This window comes from Nostoc sp. DedSLP04 (assembly GCF_034530775.1).
Lineage (GTDB): Bacteria > Cyanobacteriota > Cyanobacteriia > Cyanobacteriales > Nostocaceae > Nostoc.
The window spans coordinates 73,905-94,396 of record NZ_JAVRCL010000027.1; the positions used below are offsets into that span (position 1 = coordinate 73,905).

Annotated in this window: 19 protein-coding genes and 3 tRNA genes; 7 read left to right on the forward strand and 15 right to left on the reverse strand. The window is 42.0% G+C overall.

All coding sequences use genetic code 11. The features are described 5' to 3' along the window. Positions 1–3: 3 nt before the first annotated feature. Positions 4–2,301, reverse strand: a complete 2,298-nt coding sequence (locus RMX89_RS17185) for an NB-ARC domain-containing protein (RefSeq protein ID WP_322689757.1) — start codon at positions 2,299–2,301, stop codon at positions 4–6. Positions 2,302–2,557: 256 nt separating this feature from the next. Between RMX89_RS17185 and RMX89_RS17190 the strand changes: the two genes are divergently transcribed. Continuing rightward, positions 2,558–3,406: a peptidoglycan-binding protein gene (locus RMX89_RS17190; protein ID WP_322689758.1), complete on the forward strand. Its 849-nt coding sequence runs from the start codon at positions 2,558–2,560 to the stop codon at positions 3,404–3,406. A gap of 338 nt (positions 3,407–3,744) precedes the next feature. Here RMX89_RS17190 and RMX89_RS17195 read toward each other — a convergent pair whose 3' ends face one another. The 4 genes from RMX89_RS17195 to RMX89_RS17210 all read right to left on the reverse strand — a co-directional run bounded on the left by RMX89_RS17195 (position 3,745) and on the right by RMX89_RS17210 (position 5,849). Continuing rightward, entirely contained in the window at positions 3,745–5,346 is a 1,602-nt protein-coding gene (locus tag RMX89_RS17195) for a TROVE domain-containing protein (protein ID WP_322689759.1), read from the reverse strand. Between the two features lie 37 nt (positions 5,347–5,383). Beyond that, positions 5,384–5,510 (reverse strand) — tRNA-OTHER (locus RMX89_RS17200). A 44-nt stretch (positions 5,511–5,554) separates the two neighbouring features. Further along, positions 5,555–5,681, reverse strand: a tRNA-OTHER gene (locus RMX89_RS17205). Positions 5,682–5,723: 42 nt separating this feature from the next. Further along, positions 5,724–5,849: transfer RNA gene (locus RMX89_RS17210), tRNA-OTHER, on the reverse strand. 556 nt (positions 5,850–6,405) lie between these two features. On the opposite strand from RMX89_RS17210, the gene RMX89_RS17215 reads away from it, so the two are divergent. Then, entirely contained in the window at positions 6,406–7,131 is a 726-nt protein-coding gene (locus RMX89_RS17215; protein ID WP_322689760.1) for a hypothetical protein, read from the forward strand. A 33-nt stretch (positions 7,132–7,164) separates the two neighbouring features. Here the strand turns inward: RMX89_RS17215 and RMX89_RS17220 are convergent, their stop codons facing one another. After that, the gene (locus RMX89_RS17220) at positions 7,165–8,298 is read right to left on the reverse strand and encodes a quinone-dependent dihydroorotate dehydrogenase (RefSeq protein WP_322689761.1); all 1,134 of its coding nucleotides are present in this window, start codon (positions 8,296–8,298) and stop codon (positions 7,165–7,167) included. A gap of 110 nt (positions 8,299–8,408) precedes the next feature. On the opposite strand from RMX89_RS17220, the gene RMX89_RS17225 reads away from it, so the two are divergent. The 3 genes from RMX89_RS17225 to RMX89_RS17235 all read left to right on the forward strand — a co-directional run bounded on the left by RMX89_RS17225 (position 8,409) and on the right by RMX89_RS17235 (position 13,494). Further along, positions 8,409–8,834, forward strand: a complete 426-nt coding sequence (locus tag RMX89_RS17225; protein ID WP_322689762.1) for a GNAT family N-acetyltransferase — start codon at positions 8,409–8,411, stop codon at positions 8,832–8,834. 200 nt (positions 8,835–9,034) lie between these two features. Beyond that, entirely contained in the window at positions 9,035–11,959 is a 2,925-nt protein-coding gene (locus RMX89_RS17230; RefSeq protein ID WP_322689763.1) for a GAF domain-containing protein, read from the forward strand. 689 nt (positions 11,960–12,648) lie between these two features. Next, positions 12,649–13,494, forward strand: a complete 846-nt coding sequence (locus RMX89_RS17235; RefSeq protein WP_322689764.1) for a PEP-CTERM sorting domain-containing protein — start codon at positions 12,649–12,651, stop codon at positions 13,492–13,494. Between the two features lie 188 nt (positions 13,495–13,682). On the opposite strand, the gene RMX89_RS17240 is transcribed toward RMX89_RS17235, so the two are convergent. Genes RMX89_RS17240 through RMX89_RS17255 form a run of 4 tightly spaced genes read right to left on the reverse strand, consistent with a single transcriptional unit; the run spans position 13,683 to position 15,693 of the window. Then, positions 13,683–14,594: a metallophosphoesterase family protein gene (locus RMX89_RS17240; protein ID WP_322689765.1), complete on the reverse strand. Its 912-nt coding sequence runs from the start codon at positions 14,592–14,594 to the stop codon at positions 13,683–13,685. Between the two features lie 14 nt (positions 14,595–14,608). Then, a complete protein-coding gene (locus RMX89_RS17245; RefSeq protein WP_322672557.1) occupies positions 14,609–15,028 on the reverse strand; it encodes a cupredoxin family copper-binding protein in 420 nt (139 codons plus the stop codon). Next, positions 15,028–15,318, reverse strand: coding sequence for a peptidase (locus tag RMX89_RS17250; protein WP_322672558.1), 291 nt, complete (start codon positions 15,316–15,318; stop codon positions 15,028–15,030). Before RMX89_RS17250 ends, RMX89_RS17245 begins: the two co-directional genes overlap by 1 nt. Positions 15,319–15,342: 24 nt before the next feature. Then, positions 15,343–15,693: a hypothetical protein gene (locus tag RMX89_RS17255; RefSeq protein WP_322689766.1), complete on the reverse strand. Its 351-nt coding sequence runs from the start codon at positions 15,691–15,693 to the stop codon at positions 15,343–15,345. A 490-nt stretch (positions 15,694–16,183) separates the two neighbouring features. Between RMX89_RS17255 and RMX89_RS17260 the strand changes: the two genes are divergently transcribed. Continuing rightward, positions 16,184–16,528: a sigma factor gene (locus RMX89_RS17260; protein ID WP_322689767.1), complete on the forward strand. Its 345-nt coding sequence runs from the start codon at positions 16,184–16,186 to the stop codon at positions 16,526–16,528. Here RMX89_RS17260 and RMX89_RS17265 read toward each other — a convergent pair. The 5 genes from RMX89_RS17265 to RMX89_RS17285 form a co-directional block, all read right to left on the reverse strand. Continuing rightward, positions 16,507–16,725, reverse strand: a complete 219-nt coding sequence (locus RMX89_RS17265) for a hypothetical protein (RefSeq protein WP_322689768.1) — start codon at positions 16,723–16,725, stop codon at positions 16,507–16,509. The genes RMX89_RS17260 and RMX89_RS17265 overlap by 22 nt on opposite strands. After that, positions 16,694–17,137, reverse strand: a complete 444-nt coding sequence (locus RMX89_RS17270) for a hypothetical protein (protein WP_322689769.1) — start codon at positions 17,135–17,137, stop codon at positions 16,694–16,696. Before RMX89_RS17270 ends, RMX89_RS17265 begins: the two co-directional genes overlap by 32 nt. Before the next feature lie 283 nt (positions 17,138–17,420). Beyond that, positions 17,421–18,221, reverse strand: coding sequence for an ABC transporter permease (locus RMX89_RS17275; protein ID WP_322689770.1), 801 nt, complete (start codon positions 18,219–18,221; stop codon positions 17,421–17,423). A gap of 82 nt (positions 18,222–18,303) precedes the next feature. Beyond that, entirely contained in the window at positions 18,304–19,122 is an 819-nt protein-coding gene (locus tag RMX89_RS17280; protein ID WP_322689771.1) for an ABC transporter permease, read from the reverse strand. Continuing rightward, a complete protein-coding gene (locus RMX89_RS17285; protein WP_322689772.1) occupies positions 19,119–20,111 on the reverse strand; it encodes an ABC transporter ATP-binding protein in 993 nt (330 codons plus the stop codon). Before RMX89_RS17285 ends, RMX89_RS17280 begins: the two co-directional genes overlap by 4 nt. Before the next feature lie 224 nt (positions 20,112–20,335). Here RMX89_RS17285 and RMX89_RS17290 point away from each other — a divergent pair, with 224 nt between their 5' ends. Next, positions 20,336–20,470 carry a hypothetical protein gene (locus tag RMX89_RS17290; protein ID WP_322689773.1) on the forward strand — a complete coding sequence of 45 codons (135 nt, stop codon included), beginning with the start codon at positions 20,336–20,338 and terminating at the stop codon, positions 20,468–20,470. Positions 20,471–20,492: the final 22 nt, after the last annotated feature.

The window sequence follows — 20,492 nt, forward strand, 5'->3', positions numbered from 1 at the left end:
TAATTATGGACAATCTAGTAAAATTTGCATCTCCTGTGCATCCCTTGTCATTCCCAATTGCTCAAAACTATTAATAGCCTGAGTAGATAATTGGCAAGCTTTCTGGGCACTTCCCCACCTTCTCTCCCAACGCGCAAGAGAACGTTGATAACGAGCCAGACGCCGCTTATTATTGCTACTTTCGGCGACAGTTAAGCCTTTAATTAATAGCTTTTGAGCTTCATCGCGATCGCCTTGGTCGATGGCAATATCAGCAAGCCAATTTTGAGCAGAATTAATCACCCGATGCCAATTTATTTTTTCTGCACTTTTCATCACATCTTGAAATAGCTTCTTGGTTGAAAAATATTCCCCTTCTGAATAAAAGATTTCAGCCCGATGATAAAGAACCGGAATAAAATAGCGGATGTGCTGTCGCCCGTCTAGATTCGCCTCGATCGCTAATTTTTCTTCTACCGTTAGCCAGTGGCGTGCATCTATATAATTATTCTGTCTGATTCGCAGTCTAGCCATACTTTCGGCTAAGTCAGCTTGAACGCATGAATCTGCATGGTCGCGTAAAACCCATGCCCGCTGCAATATTTCGTCTGCTTGTGTGAGACTTTGAGGCGAACACTCCCGAATTAACAGCCAGGTTTTGCGGATCATGAACTTCACCAAAGATGACCATTCACCACGTAGTTCTGATTGTTCTATCAGCCATTGCAACCAATCAAGGCGATCGTCCCAATAAGCATAGAGATTGGCGTAGTGGTTCAAGAGCAACCACAAATCCCTAACTTCTGCATAATGGTCTTGGTTTTTACACCAATAAAGTACTGCCCGTAGATTTCCTTCCTCTTCCTTTAACCTGTCGTAATGTATCCAGTTCTCCCAATCTTCTCCGCCGTATCTGTAAGCAAAATTTAGATACCATTTCACCCACCGTTTCCGTGCTTCTTTCTCAAAATCTGGGTAAGCAGCTAATTGTGCTAAGGCATACTCACGAGTCAGAGACAGCATTTCGTATCGTTTAGTCTCTGAGTTCAGATTCACTAATGAGAGTTGCTGCAAACGTACCAGGCCATTATTGACAGAATCAGGAGCAGATGTCAGTCCAGCTACTTCAGCCACAGCTGCTTGGATGGGAGAGTCAGGAAAAATCGCCAATGACATTAGTAACTTGTGGGGTGGCTGTCCCTTGATATTTTGCACTGATTCATCAAAGCAAAAACGAGCCACATCGCCTGTAGCGGAGGCTAACTGCTCCAATACGAAGTTCAAAGAGTAGCCACTGGAGACTTGACCGAGTGCGTAGACAATAGCGAGGGGGATTCCTCCAGTGCGATCGTAGAGCAAGCTAGAGTCTGCATCTTGGATAGTTATACCTTTCTCTTCAGCTTGTTGCTGAATCAACTGCAAACCATCATTCAGAGGCAAGTTTCGCAGACTGATTGGTAGCAGGGCAATTCGTTCGCGGGTAGTAATTACTACTTTGACGCAAATGGGTAAATTATATAGGAATTCTATAACCTCATCCCTGTCTTCTATAGTCTCCATATTGTCAACAATTAGAAGCGTTCGTTGTTTACAAAGACATTGACGTACACGCTCAAATTGGTCATTGGGAGGAGATTGAATAATTGTAGAGTCGTTTAAGGCATTGGCAATTACCCGAAAAATCTCGCGTAGGTTACGCTGTCCTTGCTGCCGCTGCAAAATCATATCGGGAATCAGTTCTTGTTGTTTGGCTGAAGTGAAAATAATCGCATCAAATTTAGGTGCATCAGAACTATTTTCGTTACTAGCTTCTAAGCACAGGTAAGCAGCTGCTAACACCAGCGCCGTTTTCCCTACGCCACCAATGCCATGCACTGTAATCATGTGAGCGCCATGCTCTGGCGAAAGGCGTTCCAGTAGCTTTTTCATATCTGCCTCGCGCCCAATAAATTCTGTGTATGTTGGTGATGGCAGATTGTGGGGGACAGCAACACCTCTGCGATATCCATGTCTCTCTAGAATGCAAATAAGGTTGCTTGACCTAACGCTGTTGTCTGGTTCTCCTGTCAAAGTTTCAATATCTCGATAGATATTGCTCAATACCACTCTCACACTAGCGTTTTCTCTACATAAGTCTTTACTTATCTTTGTCAAGCTATACCCACACAGCAACCCAAGTAACAGGTCTTTCTTAGTATTTTGTCTGTATCGCTTTTGAATTCTAGACTCCAAGTCAGTCAATAAACGATCTATATCCCAGTCCTGTAAAACCTTTTGATACCAGGTTTCAGACAGATTCCCACCCTCTGGCTCATCTGACATAAATATCGCCCTATTAGTCTTTGATTAAATGTTGTATTACGAACATTTTAACGGACAAAATTTTCAGATATCGTATCAATCTATTTAACATTACAAAGCATTAACACGTTGTTAACTTTGCAACTGGCTATTAATAGTAAATCTTCCTATATTAGTATCTAAATTGATTTTTGTCTTTAGGTAGGTAGGGAGTTACTCCAGATAATGCCTGCTTCTAATCTTTAAAACTTCTCCAAACTGTTTACTCAACAAAACTATGAAAAATACAACACTTAGGTTCTTAAGTATCTTATTTGAACTAAAACGATCTCGGCGTTATTTCCCAGAAGAAAGACAAGTCTGTGTATTCAATAAACGTCCCATATTATACCGAGACTTTTCGCCAAACTCTGCACAGGAATCAATTGATGAACTACAAGAGCGATTACAAGCTCAGGGTTTTCTTTCAACTATTAGTGGTAAATTTGACATAGAAACAGAAGAGGCTGTAATAAATTTTCAGAAAGCCAATAATCTTCAGGTGGATGGAATCGTTGGCCCACTGAGTTGGGCTTGCCTTTTCTACCCAAAGCTTTATCGCAATCAAAAAAGTATGTCGCCAAAATTACAGGATGCTATTAAGGAACTGCAAACTATCCTTAATGAAGAAGGATTTTTCAAAAAAGAACCCGACGGGTATTTTAGTAGGGAAACTGAAAGAGGTGTTAAACGCTTTCAAAGAACTTATGGACTGAAAGATGATGGCGTAGTTGGGGCTGCGACTTGGGCTGTATTAATGGGAATGCGACAAAAAATAAATAACAAAAGCTTTCTCCAGTTAGTTTATTTTCTATCGCCCCAATCCTGGTTTTTTTGTAAGCAGTTTTTAATGATCTCTTTCATTCTACTGGGTATTTATTGTAGCCCCATACCAGCAGATGAACTGAAATGGAATATAGCCTTAGCAACTGCCTATGGACTCACTTGTATAGTGCCTTTTCTCTTAGAGTGTTTACCGCTGAAGCCCTCGAAGCACTCAAGTTTACCGCTTTTAGAATATGCTCCTTATGTGTTAACTGGTATCTTTTGGAAACCAATTATCGGTTTTTTGGGGACATTGATTTAATTAACATTGAGTCGGTGAATAGATGATAAGCGATCGTTGTGCTTCTAAAAATAGCGATGTCTACGACGGGCTGCGCCTACGCACATCGAAGACACCCTACTCTTACCCATCGCTGAAATAGAAAAACGACCATTCAAAAATTAAATCGCTTTCTTCTTTGCGTAAGGAAAAAATCAAACAAAGGCGGGTGCGGGGATTGAACCCGCTAATCCCCACAATGGTGGAGACGTAACCGATAACCCTAAATTCTTCGGCCCCGAAAGGCAAGTTGCGAACAAGGATAACCCGCCATGAAGTATGAAGGATAAAGTGTTTCATCCTTTACCCTTCAGCAATCTCTACAATTCACCCGTAGCTAGCATCTGAACGATCCGAGGTGTACCTGGGTCGAACCCTGCCAAATCCCAAGACAGCGAATCTTCAGGATCTACCAAAGTAATTTGGTAAGGTGTCAAGGTGACATACACCGCCTTGACGTTGGGATTTACCTTTTTACGGTACTCCTTCAGCGCTTGACTTGGATGCTTATACCCAGCCCAGCTTTCCGAGTCAGTCCAAAAGCAAACTACATCTGCTTTAAACTTATTCTTAATCATCCAGTCGTAAGCTACAGATGCATCCGTTCCACCAAAGTTTTGATTGCTAGCTTTGCGAACCGCAGAACTAAAACTATCTTTAGCGGTAATATCTAATTCCCGGAATTCCGTAGCAAAGCCGCGAATCATGTAGTTTTTCTCTGCTTTTGCTGTCACCAGTGCCATTGTGGTGGCAATTTCACAGCAAGTTAGCCCCATATCTGCAACCATGCTACCCATAGAACCAGAAACGTCTACGGCGTGCATGAATACTTTACCTGTGGGTTGCACAACATCAAAAGACAGTTCAACCGCCTTTTCTAAAATGTCTACAATCCGAGGAACTGGATTCCAAGTTTTCTTACTGCGTCCTAATGTCCCAGCAGATTGATATGTTTTGAGTGCTTTCAAAACATCAATTGGATGGATGCGACCTTTACGCAGATGTTCTTTGTTGTTAAGAACTGCTTCCACTCGCAGCAAATTGGCAGTTTCGTCAGTTCGCAACACACCCAGTTCGGTTAAAGAACCCAAGTTACGCAACATTGCACCTATTGGCATTTCCTGAAATAGCAACTGCCAAGCAAGCTTGTCCATTTTGCCCACTGGTGCAGCCATTTCGTGGGTTAAGCGTCCTTGGGAAATAGCTTCATGGGTTTGGGTAGGATTCCGCTTCAGCCACTCATACCACCAAATCTGCGCTAACGCTTCTAAGGGGATATCTGCTGGCAATTCTTCCCAGCCTCTAACTACCCACTCAAATAGTTGACGGTGATTTTCTGTAGGCGGTTTGACATGGAACAACCGCAACGCATCCCGGTGGGAGAAGCCTTGACGCTGTTGATATTTCAACAGTTGATAAGCTAAACCCTTGACATCTTCCCTTGAGAGCCAAGTTTTACCAGCTTCCCGCACTACTTTGCCAAATCCCCGCAGAGATTTGGTGTAGTTCAACCATTCATAAAAGTGGCTGCCAGTGCGGACAACTTGCGGGAAAATTTCACCAAACGCCTGTTTTGCTGCTGGTGCTTCACCCATCGATAGCAACACTAAAGCCAAGATAGGCGCGCTGTTATTGATGGCGCGTCCATCGCTAGCATACAAAATTTCTTCTGCTACACGACCAGGATTTTCGGCAACAGCAAGTCTTACAACTGTCACAAAATCCTCAGTTAATTCCTGTTTACCAGCGTAGTAAGTGCTTTTTGCTGTGCCAACCAATAAGCAACGGCGCAGCATTTTCCAAATACCAGCATCAAACATCCAGCCGCCGGAACGTCCCTGAACCATTTCTGCTTCTCGTCCGGGGATAGGTTGATTTTGGGGTGTAGTTGTCTTCTTTTTAGTGAAAAAATTGTAATTCATCGCTTCATCTCCCGGCCCTTGCGGGCAAAAATGAAAGGTGGCAGAGCAGGATTTGAACCCGCGACATCCGGCTTATCAGGCGATAACCCTAAATTCGTCGGCCTTTTCAGGCAAGGTGTGAACAAGGATGTTTTTCGGCGCTCTACCAACTGAGCTATCTGCCACATGAAAATTTTGGATTTTGGATTTTAAATTTATCAAAATTATTTGGTGTAGCGGAGCAGGATTTGAACCTGCGACCTCTCGAACCCTAATCGATAACCCTAATTCGTCGGCCTTTGCAGGCAAGGGGTGAACAAGGATGTTTAGCGCTCTACCTCTGAGCTACCCGCCACATGAAAATTCAAAATTCAAAATTCAAAATTCAGGACTAGATTTGGTGTAGTGGAGCGGGATTTGAACCCGCGAATGCTCGTTTTTAACGATAACCCTCAATTCGTCGGCCTTTGCAGGCAAGGGGTGAATAAGGATATTAAGCGCCTTACCACTTGGCTACCCACTACATATAAATTCAAAATTCAGCATTAAATTTGCTGTAACGAAGTAGGATTTTTACCTACACCTCCAGAAGTTTGATCGGGGGTGTTTTAGTTATATGCGATAACCCTCGATACGTCGGCCCTTCCGGGCAAGGTGGGCGCTCTGCCATTTGAGCTATTCGCTACTGGTGAAAGCTAACTTCCTCATGAAAGTTGACTTGTATTATTAATGTAGTATATGTATTATCTGTTGTCAAGTGCTTTGTAAAGAAAAGTCTGAGAAGTATAAGCAAGCCATTGCTTAGAATTTAGGGAGCAGATTAGCCGAGATGTATGGCGCTTATTTTCTCTAGTAAAAACTTTTGCGCGTAGTTTACCGCACTTCGGCAAGGCTCAGTGACCACCGTAGGCATCGCAGACCAATCTTATATGAGCAAAAAGTTAATAAGCTTATAACACTTACTGAATAAAGCTTTTGCCGAAAATTTTGCCGCAACTTTGCCAAACGATACAAAAAAGTGTCTCAATTTTTGCCAATATAATAATATTATTTCCCAAAATTCACTTGGCAAAAATCGGCATGAGTGAGAAACCCATAGAAGGTAACGGCAAGGCTTTTCTCGTTCTACTTTTGCCCATCTCGTTTTTGATTATTTTCCTAGTTACTACCTGGAGAATTTTACTGGCGGTAATTGTGCTAGTAATTGCCTTCAAGCTTTGGCAGGAATATCAATGGCAACAGTGGACTTATCGAGTTAACCCAATTTTTCATCAATTGGTTCGTGAAAATCAGGGCAGACTGACGCCAATGGACTTGGCAATCAGGGGCAATTTTCCTGGAACAACGGCAAAACGCTACTTGGATAGTAAAGCCTCGGAATTTGGAGCTAGTATAGTCAACTCTGAAGATGCAGGGGAGTCTTATTACTTTATAACTGCCAGCATTCTCGGCAATATTCTTGACAGTAGTGAGCCTGTTAAAGAATTTCCAGCTCAACCAGTTACTAAAACAGCGCGATCGCTATTAGCACCACCACCAACCCCGCAGGAGGAAGAACCAGAAACCGAATCACTTCCACAGCCAACAGATGAGGAAGTTAAACGATCGCTGGAAAAACAGTTAATTTTTGGCTCTCTAATTCAATCTGAACTTGCGAAACGGCTCAATGTCTATTCCAGCACGGTTTATAAACGGCGAAACGATCCAGAGTTTCCTGAGTGGAGCCGCAGCAAAGACCCTGATGGTATTGCCTGGTCATTCTCAGAAAAAACTAAAGAGTTTTTCCCAGTGGAGGAAGAAGGGTAAAACAATTCGTAATTCGTAATTCGTAATTCGTAATTAGAATTTTGGAATTTTTGTTTGTAAACCCACAGCTTCGTTGATGGAATTTAATCCGCTTTGTTCTAGCTTGGAAAGTAAACCAGCTAGAATTCGGCGTACCATCATTGGCCCTTCGTAAATCCAGCCTGTATAAACCTGAATCAAGCTAGCACCAGCAGTAATTTTTTCCCAAGCATCTTCAGCAGAAAAAATACCACCAACACCAATAATTGGGATTTGTCCTTGAGTTTGCTGCCAAATAAAACGAATTACCTCAGTGGAGCGATCGCGCAATGGTTCACCGCTAATTCCGCCTGCTTCATCCTGGGGTGATTTGCCCGTTTGGTCGATCGCCTGGGTTTTGAGTCCATCACGGCGGATGGTGGTGTTAGTGGCGATAATTCCCGCCAGTTGGTAGGTTTTAGCAAGAGTTATGATGTCAGCGATCGCAACCCAATCTAAATCTGGCGCTATCTTGACAAAAATTGGTTTATGTGCAGTATTTTCTTGTTGTAATAAATCTAAAATGGCACTGAGCATAGAAGCATCTTGGAGCGATCGTAACCCTGGTGTATTGGGAGAAGAGACATTAACAACAAAATAGTCTCCCAAATCCTTGAGTAAACGGAAACTATCGAGATAATCCTGTGCGGCTGCTTCTAGGGGAGTTATCTTAGATTTACCCAAATTTATCCCTATGGGTATTGCTCGGTTTAACTCATGCTTTCTTTGTTTCAAACGTGCCGCCATTACTGCTGCACCACTGTTATTAAAGCCCATCCGATTGAGAGCAGCTTTATCCAACGGTAGCCGAAACAAACGAGGACGGGGATTTCCGGGCTGTGCGTGAAAAGTTACAGTTCCTAGTTCTGCAAAGCCAAAACCCAGGTTAGACCAAATGTCCGCAGCGACTCCATCCTTGTCAAAGCCAGCTGCTAACCCTACAGGATTTGGAAAGTTTAGCCCAAACAAATTTTGTTCTAAGCGGGAATCGTACAGACATAAAGACTGCTTTAAGCGTTGGTTTATCCAACTAGCAGGCGTCTGCGATAGCCAATTAAAACTGCGAATTGTCTGCTGATGTAACCACTCCGGGTCTGTTTTTACCACATTCAACAAAAGCGGACTAATTGCAAATTTATAAATATCCATTAGCTTTTATAAAGAATGAAGGAAGAAATCAGAAGTCAGAATTCACTCTGAAATTATGTATGAGTAGACAATGAGTATTGGTCAAAACCTTACCCAGAAGCAAAATCAGGATGATTACAGTTCAGGTAGAACAGGAAGTAACTCAGCAGGATCGGATGAGCATCATCCAAATGATTCGCCAGTTCAATCAAAATTTTTTTACGTTGTCAGAGTGGCAACCTGTAGCAGTTTTTGCGCGAGATGAATCAGGCTTGATTGTTGGTGGAACTCTGGGCGAAATCGGTTGCGATTGGCTTTATATCAGAGTCTTAGTTGTTCAAGAAGGCTTACGCGGCAAAGGGATTGGAAGCAATATCCTTAAAATTGCTGAAAAACAAGGTCAAAAGCAAAACTGTGTAGGGGTTCATCTTGAGACATTAGACTTTCAAGCTAAGGAATTTTATGAATCTCAAGGCTACACTGTATTTGGTTTTCAAGAAAATTACCCACTTGGGCATAAAAGATACTTCATGCAAAAGTTATTTAATTTGAGTTAAACATTCAGGAGGCAGTGATTTTAAGTTGCATAGTTCAAATTGCTAGAAAGACGCAAAGACGCGGAATGCAATTTGAATGGCGATTAGCTTAATTTCCTATTAAGCTGTCTAGGTTCAATATTAAACACTTGTGGCAATATTACTCAGGGTGCTTTTCTGGGCATCTTATATATTACAAGTTATGTTAACCAATAAATCAGATGGGGCAGCCACAAAAACCTATAGCCGCCGAACAGCAGATCCTCTCTTTGGGGCGCGTCCTCCAGAGCCTCAGAGAAGAAGATGATGTTGACGTTCTGATTGAAACTACTATTTCTTATCTCAAGGAAGAGTTTGACTACAAACTGATTTGGATTGCTCTTTACGATCGCCTGAATCACATATTATTTGGCAAAGGAGGCATCACACCCGATCGCGACATGAGCTTTTTACGCCAAAGGGTTGTTCTCAGTCCTGGGGATTTATTAGAGCAAGTAGTAATTGAACAGCATCCTTTAGGCGTAGCTGATTTGCAAACTGAAATCCGCGCCGCCGAATGGCGAAAAGTTGCCGAAAAATTCCACATCCAAGGAACGATTATTTTACCGGTTCGCTACAAAGACCGTTGCTTGGGCTTGGTATTACTGGGTTCAGAACGCTGGGGCTACCTACTGACAGGAGAAACAAAAGCACGTTTGATGATGGTTTTAGGTGAACTAGGAGCAGTGCTTTATCAAAATGAAATGCATAAGCACCAAAAGCAAACCAGGCGAACTGACGAGCCATTATTAGAATTGCTAGAAAATTTACGCAGCCTCAGTAACCTGAATCAAAGACTTGAAGCAGCGGTGCAAGCAACTCATAAATTTGTCTCCCCCAGCCGGACAAATGTTTACTGGTTTGAGCGCGAAGGGCGCTACTTTTGGTGTCGAATGAGCAATCAGCTGGTCAAAATGGATCGCAATTCTAGCAGTCAGCAAGCAGCGGGAATGACTGTACAGGACTTGAGCGATTTTTATTATGCTTTGGCAGTTAACCAAATAGTCTCCATTGGTGATGCCCGCAGTTCTTTAAAAAGCCATTTTACAGCAAAATTGTTGCAACGCTTGCAGGTGCGATCGCTTCTGGCAGCTCCGATTTTCTGGCAAAAGAACTTAGTCGGTTTTCTGGCGGTGGAAAGCAACGAACCTCGCATCTGGACAGACACAGACAAAAATTTTGTCCAGGGTGTTGCTGGTTTAATTTCTCTAGTTGTACCTACCGAAAGCATGGAAGGTACAATTAAACAGATTCAAGAAGATGCTCAACTGACTAGCCAAGTTGCTCAAGGTATCTATAGCGAACATGACCTTCAGGTAACTTTACACAGTTGTGCTAAAAGAGTTTTAGCTCGATTAGGTGCTACCCGCTTTTTGCTGTTGCAGTACGACGCCGAGCAGAAGAATTATCAATTTACTTACCAAAGTCAGCCCCAAAATCGTCGACCGTTGACATTTACTCTTCATACTCTCAAAGAATTAGATGGACAGCTTTTGCAAGGTTTAACACAGGCGGTGGAAATTGAGAACTTAGATGAAGATTTACGCTTTTTTAACTGGCGACCCTTGTTATTAGAGAATAATGTGCGATCGCTGCTTGTTTGTAAATGCACTCACGAGCATATACCAGCAGCACTTTTGGTGATTACTCATGAAAGCCATCGTTCTTGGACAACTCTAGAAAAAGAATTGCTGTGGGCTGTTAGTCAACAGATTGGTGTAATTGTTCGTCAGTGGCAATTACATAACCGCACTACCCAGCAGCAAAAAACTTCCCAGGCTTTTGAGCAATGCTTACGCATCCTGACACAATCCCAAAACAGCATTGAGGTCGAAAAAAAGCATTTAGAACCTACAGCACTCGAACAAATAGCCTCAATTTTGGGCTGTCCCCTAGCGCTAATGCTATCTTGGGCACCTGGTGAAAGTCGCGCAGAAATTATTCCTGGAGTGATTGACAATAGCCAATTTGGGATTTTTTCTGATGTATCTATTTCTATCCAGGCTGAAGCCTTAATTCAGTGGGCGCTTGCTACAGAAAATTATCTGACTTTGAAGGTGGATAATTTACCTCCAGAAACCCGGAAATGGTTGAATGTTCCAGAAAAAAGTCAAATTTTGGTAATGGCATTACGTACAACTGCTGATTATGAAACTACAGGTGTAGTATTGCTAGTAGACTATCAAGAGCGTCGCTGGTCAGAACAAAACCTTAGTGCAACAGCAACTCTGATTTCTCAATTAGCTTGGTGGCGTCGTGAAAAGCAAATTACCCGGCTTTTAGAATCCACAACCGAAGAATTACGACAACTCAACTGGTACAAACATCGTCGTCTAGAGGAAATTCAAAGAATAACGGCCCATTCCCTGAAACAAATACACGATTTGGGCATTCCTGCTAATGAATTGACTCAGATGCGCTACCAGTTATTACTGCGGCAGTTAGACCATACAGCCACCTCCATGAGTGGAATGCTAAAACTCGAACACTGGCAGCTACATATTAGTTGGGAAACTATGCCCATAGCCAGTTTACTGAAGCGATCGCTCGAACGGATCGAAAATTTACTTAAACAACAAAAGCTGTGGATTGGTGTACATGGTTTGGGACAACCAATTGACGAGCAAGAAGCACCCAAGAATTCTTCATTAGTTAGAGGCGTTCCTCCCTCCAGCGCTCAATCTGCAATGGCGATCGCTGGTGATATTGTCAAAATTGAATTAGTGATCCATGAATTATTGGTTACTGCCTGTAACCGTTCTCAAACCGGTAGCAGAATTGATATTTGGTGTCGCCGTTTAGATGCGTCAAAACCCTTAGATATAAAATATTCTTCTTCTACAACTGGAGGGGCTGAACATCAGACATCTTTAGAATTATCAATCACATATAACGGTGCGATCGAACCACAGCTACTCACGGAACTAGATGATAATACACCGAAAGATGTGCTTGTTCCTTCCAACCTCGACCAACCACCAGCTTTACATCTGGCGATCTGCCAAAACCTCATGCAAGAACTAGGAGGAGAGTTGAATTTCTATCAGTTACCAGATAATCGGGTAGTCAGTCGCTTGTTGTTGCCGTTAGCTATTCATGATTCTTAGTGCAGCTTTACCTAAAATCGCGGCGAATTGAGTGTTGAAATTTAAACGCAGATGCGCTTCTCTACGAGACGCTACGCGAACGCATTCCCGCAGGGGAGTTTAATAAAACCTCATTTGTACGAGAACTGCCATAACTCTTTGGTGCAGTCTCATACCTATGGCGCTATTTAGAGTATGCACCTTAACCGAACCTTATTGCTACCAATCCGACTTCGATAATTGGTACAGGCGATCGTTGCTTGATTTTACAGTGAATTGCTTGCTCATCAAAGGATGCTGTGGCACTAACATCATTTATATGAACTTATGTGAACTCCTCCCTACTGAATTTGTGAACTTCTCCCTACGGAATCCTTACGTAAATTCCAATTAAAAAACGCTCTTTTTTACTCTACCTTTACAAGAAACTAGTGGATGCACGACTAGTATAAATATGTAACCAATTGAACGCACATCAAGTCTAATAACTAAATTACTTATACGGTTATTACTTATATAAAAGTGTGCAAATGGTAAATAAAAATTAGTCCTTAAATAGAAGATTTCTTCTACATAAGACAAACATGGCTTGAAAAGTTCTCAAGCTGAACATCCTGCTTGCCTATAATTTGTTCTTACTCATTAGTAAGGCAGTAGACAAGCATGACAAATTTGCAATCTTAACATCGGAAAATAAAAACATAAATTGTATGAAAAATTACACCAAAGTTGTAAAGCATTTTTTGGCATTGGCTACTCCAGCGATCGCTACTTCGATATTGGCAACCTTACCGAGCCAAGCTGCTACCCTTGCATATTCTGAGTCCAAATTCAACATCAACAACTTTAGTACTAGCCCTTCAGATGTTAGGACTTTGACTGATAATGTAACCACAGCAATTAGCACAGGTGGTCAAGTAACTGCTGATGCTAACGCTGAGGCTAAGTTTAATATCGATGTAAACAACTCTGCCTCCAATTTGTCCTTCAGCCAAGCTCAAGGTCAGGGTGATGGCTATACAGGATCGGCGGAAAGCTTTGCTGGGATTATCGGTTATGATTTCATAGTTGACAAAGAGTTTTCTTTTGATTTCAGTGGCTTATTTAACCTGAAAACATCCATTGATGATGCCGTGACTGAACGTGCAAATGCTAGTGGAGAGTTTTTATATCAGTTATACGACAGCGATACTGGTAATCTTTTAGACTCTTTCAAGATTTCTGGAAATTTATCAACTATAGGTAACAATGATGCTTTTGTATTTGAACCGAGTAGTAACATAACTCTTGATTCAAATCAGACTACTATTGATAAATCTTTTGGCGGAACACAGGAATATGCTTTGACTAGCTTTAAGGGGAAATATTCCCGTACTTTCGATAAGTTAACTCGTTTAACCTTAATAGAATCTAAAAGTAATCAGGTGAGCGTCTATACTGTCCCAGAACCCTCAACAATTCTAGGTTCGCTGTTTACTTGCACTATGTTTGGTGCTGTCTCGATACGCAAGCGTAAAAGAGCTTCTTCGGTTGCGTTGTTAATTAATAAGGATTGATTTAAGGTCTGTTTAACTTTCTTTTGTCACTGCTCAAACAATACGGTTCAGTTAAGCCCAAAAACCTGATGTGAGACGCGATTATCGCGTCTTCAAAGACCAATAATTCTTAACTGAATCAATCGTATTGGACTATATCCGAAAGCGCCCAGAATGCGATCGCTCTTAGTATTTGTTGAATTATATTTCTAGCTTAGAGCATGTTGGTCAACTCTAGTATCCTTCCCGGAAATTACCTCAACTGTGCGGAATCCCAGCACTGCCAAAAGATTATTTTCGGGGAGCTTGACGGGAGCAGGTTGATCGCCGTGACCTGGAGCCGGGAGGGGATAAGCAGTTGCCGCAGCAGTGTGGAAGCGAATATTGCCTTCGCTGTGTTCAATCACTTGATGGATGTGCCCCGTTAACACTGTTACCGATGCAAAGCGAGATAGCAGTGAAAGCAACTTAGCCGAATCAGCAGTTGCCCATCCCCATTTGGGATAAAGGTTATATAGAGGAATATGACTGAAAACAACTAGAGGTGTATCCTGTTTCTGGTTTACCAAATCTTTAGAGAGCAAGTCCAATTGCGCCTCACCTAGTTTGCCCGTGCCGGTTGCCCCAAAGTCCAGCACATTGGTCAAGGAGACAAAGTGTATTCCCCCCCGATCCCAAACCTGTAAGCCTTCTTTGGCATCCTTGCGGTTAAAAGCTTCCTCGTAGGCTTTGCCGCGATCGCCAATCGTATCGTGTTCCCCTGGTAGGGTAAATAGTGGGACTTTCAATTGAGAAAGCAGTTGTTTGGCCAGATCGAATTCTTCTGGTTTAGACAAATGGGAGATATCTCCGGTGTGAATGACAAAGGCTGGTGGAGTAGGTAAGGCATTAATCGCATCGATCGCTTTCTGAAGTGTATCGGTCACGTGTTCATTTGCAGGTTTTTTGAAACCGATGTGCGTATCGCTAATTTGAACGAAGGAAAACGGTGAAGCCGTGGATGATTTTTGAGCATTTGGTTCTCCCACCTGACAGGCAGTTAATAAGCCATTTCCACCAACAGCCCAGACAATACCGAGTCCTGTCCAGCCTACGTGTTCAATAAATTTTCTGCGTTGCATTGGTATTCCTCTGGTTAGTTTTTCTTATTTGTTACCGTCAGCGTCCCTTTCATAAAGGGATGAACTGAGCAAATATAGGGATAGGTTCCGGGTTTAGTGGCGGTGTAGTTCCAGGTTTGATTGGTATCCAGTGCTTTAGAGTTGAAAGTACCATCCGTAGCCGTAGCCGTGTGGGGTTCTTCATCGACATTGATAAATTGAACAGTTTTACCAACAGCTAGAGCCAAATTCGCTGGCTCAAATTTGAAATTACGAATTTTGACCGTAGTATCGGCAGTTTGTTGAGTAGTTTGGGGTTGCTCCTTGGGTTGAGCTTTCATCGCCATTGGTTGGTTAGTCGTTGCCTTATGGTTTGGACTACAGGATGACAACGACAACAGGATGGCCAAGAAGGCACTGGCGATCGCTATGAAAAAATAAGAAATGTATTTCATCAGCGTTCTTCCATCCGTTTTGGTTGATGGCGTTTAGCAAACAGTCCAGTCATGCTCACTCCGGTAGCCACTAAGCCAATTAGACCTAGCCCATTTAAAACTGGCACAATGGCATCGAGTTTGAAGATTTGCAAGGTGTGAACAGTAATTAAAAATCCAGCCAGTTCTTCTTGATGCAACCATGTGTCTGCGATGGCAACGAAGCAGCCAGTCAGAGCAGTAAAGAGTAATGGCAAACAAAAGAGTGTAGCAATTAGCCGATGGTACTTGCGAAATGTGTTTTTCATCATAATTAATTGAGTAACGCCAGTTTTTTAGTCTGCTGTAAATCCTTGCAATTGATTTTCAAGGTTATGGCGATAGCCTCGATCGCTTAGTGTTTGCTTAGGTAGTCGATTCGCTTTAACAGCAGCTTGAATAATGTCTTGAGCCGCGATCGTTCCAGACGCGATCGCTGACATCAATGCACCATTGCTGGGAATGCCTTGATCTTTTAAGTAGCCTTGATACGCAAGAGTTGCCAGATTAAATGAATTAAGCTGGTTTGCAGAAGGTTGCTTTGCCATGTAGGGATTGAAGCTGGTTGGTGCGGTTTGGGTCTGCGCGGCAGCAGGCAAAATGGCGGCAAACAGCAGCAATGTTGTTAACAGCATAGAGCGTCGCATAGAATTACCTCTAAGATTGGTTGTTTGGCTACAGCGGTTTTACTGACCTTCAATGCTGGGATGCAGCACAAACTTTCAGGCAAATTGGTCGAATCCAAACTGCCAAAGAAGGGCGTTGCAAATTGACGATATAAATTTCGTCGGGACATTGCAAATGGCCAGTGTTAAAAGCTGTAGGAGTGGGTAGGTAAGCAATTAGCGCGATCTCAGGAATTTAGTTGCAACTTCTGCCTGAAAAGAATGCTAACTGGGTTACTTACTTGTCTCTACCTTTAAGACGACTGGCAACTAATTTTGGATTTAAACTTTTTAAATGTCCTTTGCTAGACTGCTGTTTGCGGTTCGTTCGGTTTGGGGTGCAAGTTATATCAGAACGAAATAACCGACTTCTAAAAAATTTCGACGCTAGACTCATCCAATTAGCTTCATCAATCGTTTTAGAGATCAGAGTAGGTTTGCTCTATGCTCAAAAGAAGTTATGAAATCAGGATTGGCACTCACGCTGCAAGATACATTAGGCATTTTTGCAGAGAAATTAGCCTCGGTCTATTCACCTGAATCTATGGATCTAAGTTCTCGCGATCGCCATTCATCAGAACCGTCATCGAAGAGCGATGCCGCACTTTTGGATGACCTGAAGGCACATCTGCCAACGGCGTTAAGGTGTCTCTACCAGCGCTACGGCAGCGTGGTGTATGGAGTGGCGCTGAAAGTTTTGCAAAGCCAGCCGGAAGCCGAAGACCTAACCCAGGAAATTTTTCTGTCATTATGGCAGCGTCCGATTGACCCGGCTCACCACGATCGTTTGATGCGCTACCTGATTGTCATGACTTGATCGCGGGCGATCGACAAACTGCGATCGCGCAGTCGCACCCTTAATTTGGTGCAACGTTGGGGGCAGAACGTTACTGCTGCACCCCCCGCGCCTACTCCGGTTGAGCAGGCTGTTTTCAATGAGCGATCCAGCACTGATAATTGCAGAGGTAGGAGCAAGAGTTGGTTATTTACCAGAGCAATAGCTATTAATTTCATTGACTATTGAACTTTCTTCGCTACTACTCTTTTGCAGAGATACCAAAAATCCCTTTGCTGCTGGTAGATTCTTTTTATCTATGGCTGTTGCTGCATTATTCAATTGCTTGCTGATGTTCTGATAAAGTGTGATAAAGCGTCCTTGAAAACCTTGCAATTTTTCATCTTTAATTTCCAGTGCTTTCATCTCTTTGGCAAGTGGATCTATCTTACCAGAAAGTTCAGTTAGAGCTTTGGAACCTTTTGCAGGATTGGGATTTTTAGCGAATTCCTGACCTAGAGTAGATCCCTGATTAGCAACTTTTATGATTTTGTTACATTGAGCAACTTTACTTTCGCCACAACCTGCAAATAATAAAGCGATCGCAGTAGTGACTGAAAATATAAAACTTTGCTTAAATACGTGCTGCATAGATTCTATGATCTCCAACTATGTTTCGTGAAAGTTGGGCAGTAGAAATCGAGGATGGCGAAAATACTTTTTCTAAAAAGAATCTTTATTTTTGTTTTTAACTCTCTTTCTGCCCTGTTACTTTATACTTCATTTTTTCGATAATGCGTATGTAATTACACGTAAATCAGCATAAATATGGGGAATCCCCATTTAAGTAAGTCGGTGCAATAAAACCAAACTGTGTCAACAAAAGTAAATCTGTCCATTTAAAATACGTCTGAGTACACACCTAAAATTTTGTTTAGCTCCCAGTAGAACAATAGTATCGCTCTCCTATTTTCCAAAGCTTAAGCGCAACTATTAGAAAGATAATGCCTGCGATTGGCGAGACATTACAAAACCACAAAGGCACTAAAAAAGTATCTTCTTTTTCAAGTACTGCAAGCAAAGGAAAATAACTGACGCAAGCAAGCGGTATCAAGAAAGTAAAGAATCGCTGAAACCACTTGCTATAAATTGCAAGAGGGTACTGAGCCGTTTCCACTCCTCCATAAGTGAGGATATTCATAATTTCGAGAGATTCAATAGTCCAGAAGGTGATGGTTGCTTGCATAATGACAATGCCAACAAAGAGCGCAACTCCACCAATAAATGAAGTACCTAAAAGCCATAAATTTTTAAAAGTTAAAGGGATGTGGAGAGATGAAAGTGACCACCACATAACAACAATCCCTTGAAATAATCTTCCGATTCGTTTTAAAGTAAACTCTTTACCTAACAGTTGAAGTGCTGTGGTGCGTGGACGAACAAGTAAACGGTCGAAGTCTCCACTTTTAATTATTGTTGAAAATGAGTCAAACCCTTTTCCAAGAGCATCAGCACAGGCGAAAGAAATATTAATTATTCCATAAAATAGAGCAACTTCATTTAAAGTCCACGTACCAATACTATTAAAACGACTAAAAAGTGCCCAGACTCCAAAAAATTCAACAGCAGTTACTAAAAACTGTCCTATAACTTGCAGCCAGAAGGAAACTTTGTACTGCATTTGCGACTTAAAAGATACAGAAATATATCGAAGGTAAAGCAAAAAATCATTCATAGTCGCGTTGTAATTTCTATCTAAAATAAATTACTTAACCTATCTTCTTAGTTAAAATAATTACGAATTACGAATTATTGACTTATCCTCCCTGAATTACAAGCTTTCTAATGCCATATCTCACAAGAACACGCCCAAGGATAATAATCACAACTATCCAAAAAGCTTGATGCAGTAATATATTAAACAGGGAATTTGGTTGAAGATTTCCAGTAAAAAGACGAAAAGGTTTGTCGATTAGTCCTGAAAAAGGAAGTGCATTCAAAAAAGGCTTGCTCCACTCAGGAAAAAGTGGCAACGGAACAAGCATGCCAGAAAAGATAGTAACAAAAGTAGGTAGAATACTATTAATTCCCTCCCCCGAAATTGTCCACATCATTGATACAGTCAGAAGCATAGTTAATGCAGATGAAAGTAAAATTGCGCCAATAAAAGAGATAAAAAAGGCAACAAAAGAAGCAAAGGAGGGTGGAAAAGAAAGCGACCATTCATCAAGCCCAAAAATGCGAAAAAGAAAAATTGTGACTCCAAGAAGCGGAATACTACGAAGTATCAGGGGCGTTGTGCGAAGTGCCAAAGCGCGAGTAAACCAAAAATAATAAAGGTCTGTGGGTCGGAGAAGATCGTATCCTACAGCACCAGTTCGGATGAGTTCTTGAATATCTCTATCACCTCCCCAAGGGACAATTGCCATCAAAAACGCCTGTCCCAGCCACACATATCCTACAGCTTGTTGAAAAGTCATAGGTTGAGCAGAGGTTGTATGAGTAAAGAATGCCTGTAAAACCATTATTTTTACTAACCCCCAGAAAAGCTGAGTTCCAACACCAGCCAAAGCAGCAGCACGGTATTGCAACAGCAGTGTAAATCTAGCAACAAACAGTGACCAATATGCTTTCATGGGACAATTCCTGCTGAAATTGCATAAAGTTCCGCAATTATCTCTTCAATAGGTGGATTTTCTACAAAAAGATCCTCTACTTCATGTTGTGAGGTAACTTGGCTAATCAAAGATGCAGCAGAAAGCTTTGTGGGATCGAAGGCGAGAGTTACAGTGCGACCTTCTTTAGAGATAATACTGACTCCTTCTTCTTCAAAAAAGAAATCATCGTTTGCTAGGTCGATTCTTAAATACCGACGCGAGGAAACTTGAGAACGCAATGCTGTTAAAGTTCCATCACAAAGAATTTCACCTCCACCAATAATAATTATGCGATCGCACAATGCCTCGATATCATCCATATCATGAGTAGTCAGGATGGTGGTTACTTGATGAGTTTTATTTAGCGCTTTGATAAATTTTCTGACTGCAAGCTTGGAAACTGCATCAAGCCCAATAGTAGGTTCATCAAGAAAAAGAATTTCCGGTCTGTGAAGCATTGCGGCTGCAAAGTCACATCGCATCCTTTGACCAAGGCTTAACTGCCTCACCGGAGTCGAGAGAAAGTTTCCAAGACCAAGCAAATCAATCATTTCTTCGCGTGTCTGACGATATTCTGATTGGGGAACGCGATAAATATCCCGCAGCAAATCGAAAGACTCAATTACTGGCAAATCCCACCAGAGTTGTGTTCTTTGACCAAACACTACACCGATACGATTAACGTGCTTGATTCGATCTTTCCAAGGAGTTCGTCCGCCAATTAGGCATTTTCCACTAGAAGGTACGAGAATACCGCTTAAAATTTTAATCGTGGTCGATTTACCAGCTCCATTTGGGCCAATATATCCTACAAGTTCTCCCCGTTCCAGGGAAAACGAAACTCCTTTGAGGGCATAAACTTCTTTAGTTTTTCGCTGCACAAGTCCTCGTATTGAACCGAAAAGCCCAGAGGAACGTTCAGACACAAAGAAAGTCTTCCTGAGATTTTCGACCAGAATGTGAGACATATTTTGTTAGTCTGTTATTGCCAAGAAAGGCAGGGGGCAGGAGGCAGGAGGCAGGAGGCAGAAGGCAGGAGGCAATAAAATGTAAAATGGGCTTGGCTGGATTAGGAATTGTCTTGGTAGTAGCTGGGGTGAGTAATGTCGGAGCGATCGCCAGAGTAATGAAAGATTTCGAGATATATCCGAGATATATCATTTAATAATAGTAAATTGCCAATGCAATCCCCATGCCAAGAATCATTCTAGAAGTATCAGAGGAATTATCTCAACAATTAGCACAAGTAGGCGATCGCTTACCGGAACTACTTGCATTGAGTCTCCAACAACCAGCTGTATCCCTCTTCTGTCACTTTCCGACATAAGCAAGTAGTAAATAACTGAAAT

Bases quoted from the DNA above. Each gene is read 5' to 3' on its own strand.
- RMX89_RS17185 (WP_322689757.1), bottom strand. From the start codon at position 2,301: ATGTCAGATGAGCCAGAGGGTGGGAATCTGTCTGAAACCTGGTATCAA.
- RMX89_RS17190 (WP_322689758.1), top strand. From the start codon at position 2,558: ATGAAAAATACAACACTTAGGTTCTTAAGTATCTTATTTGAACTAAAA.
- RMX89_RS17195 (WP_322689759.1), bottom strand. From the start codon at position 5,346: ATGAATTACAATTTTTTCACTAAAAAGAAGACAACTACACCCCAAAAT.
- RMX89_RS17215 (WP_322689760.1), top strand. From the start codon at position 6,406: ATGAGTGAGAAACCCATAGAAGGTAACGGCAAGGCTTTTCTCGTTCTA.
- RMX89_RS17220 (WP_322689761.1), bottom strand. From the start codon at position 8,298: ATGGATATTTATAAATTTGCAATTAGTCCGCTTTTGTTGAATGTGGTA.
- RMX89_RS17225 (WP_322689762.1), top strand. From the start codon at position 8,409: ATGATTACAGTTCAGGTAGAACAGGAAGTAACTCAGCAGGATCGGATG.
- RMX89_RS17230 (WP_322689763.1), top strand. From the start codon at position 9,035: ATGGGGCAGCCACAAAAACCTATAGCCGCCGAACAGCAGATCCTCTCT.
- RMX89_RS17235 (WP_322689764.1), top strand. From the start codon at position 12,649: ATGAAAAATTACACCAAAGTTGTAAAGCATTTTTTGGCATTGGCTACT.
- RMX89_RS17240 (WP_322689765.1), bottom strand. From the start codon at position 14,594: ATGCAACGCAGAAAATTTATTGAACACGTAGGCTGGACAGGACTCGGT.
- RMX89_RS17245 (WP_322672557.1), bottom strand. From the start codon at position 15,028: ATGAAATACATTTCTTATTTTTTCATAGCGATCGCCAGTGCCTTCTTG.
- RMX89_RS17250 (WP_322672558.1), bottom strand. From the start codon at position 15,318: ATGATGAAAAACACATTTCGCAAGTACCATCGGCTAATTGCTACACTC.
- RMX89_RS17255 (WP_322689766.1), bottom strand. From the start codon at position 15,693: ATGCGACGCTCTATGCTGTTAACAACATTGCTGCTGTTTGCCGCCATT.
- RMX89_RS17265 (WP_322689768.1), bottom strand. From the start codon at position 16,725: ATGAAATTAATAGCTATTGCTCTGGTAAATAACCAACTCTTGCTCCTA.
- RMX89_RS17270 (WP_322689769.1), bottom strand. From the start codon at position 17,137: ATGCAGCACGTATTTAAGCAAAGTTTTATATTTTCAGTCACTACTGCG.
- RMX89_RS17275 (WP_322689770.1), bottom strand. From the start codon at position 18,221: ATGAATGATTTTTTGCTTTACCTTCGATATATTTCTGTATCTTTTAAG.
- RMX89_RS17280 (WP_322689771.1), bottom strand. From the start codon at position 19,122: ATGAAAGCATATTGGTCACTGTTTGTTGCTAGATTTACACTGCTGTTG.
- RMX89_RS17285 (WP_322689772.1), bottom strand. From the start codon at position 20,111: ATGTCTCACATTCTGGTCGAAAATCTCAGGAAGACTTTCTTTGTGTCT.
- RMX89_RS17290 (WP_322689773.1), top strand. From the start codon at position 20,336: ATGCCAAGAATCATTCTAGAAGTATCAGAGGAATTATCTCAACAATTA.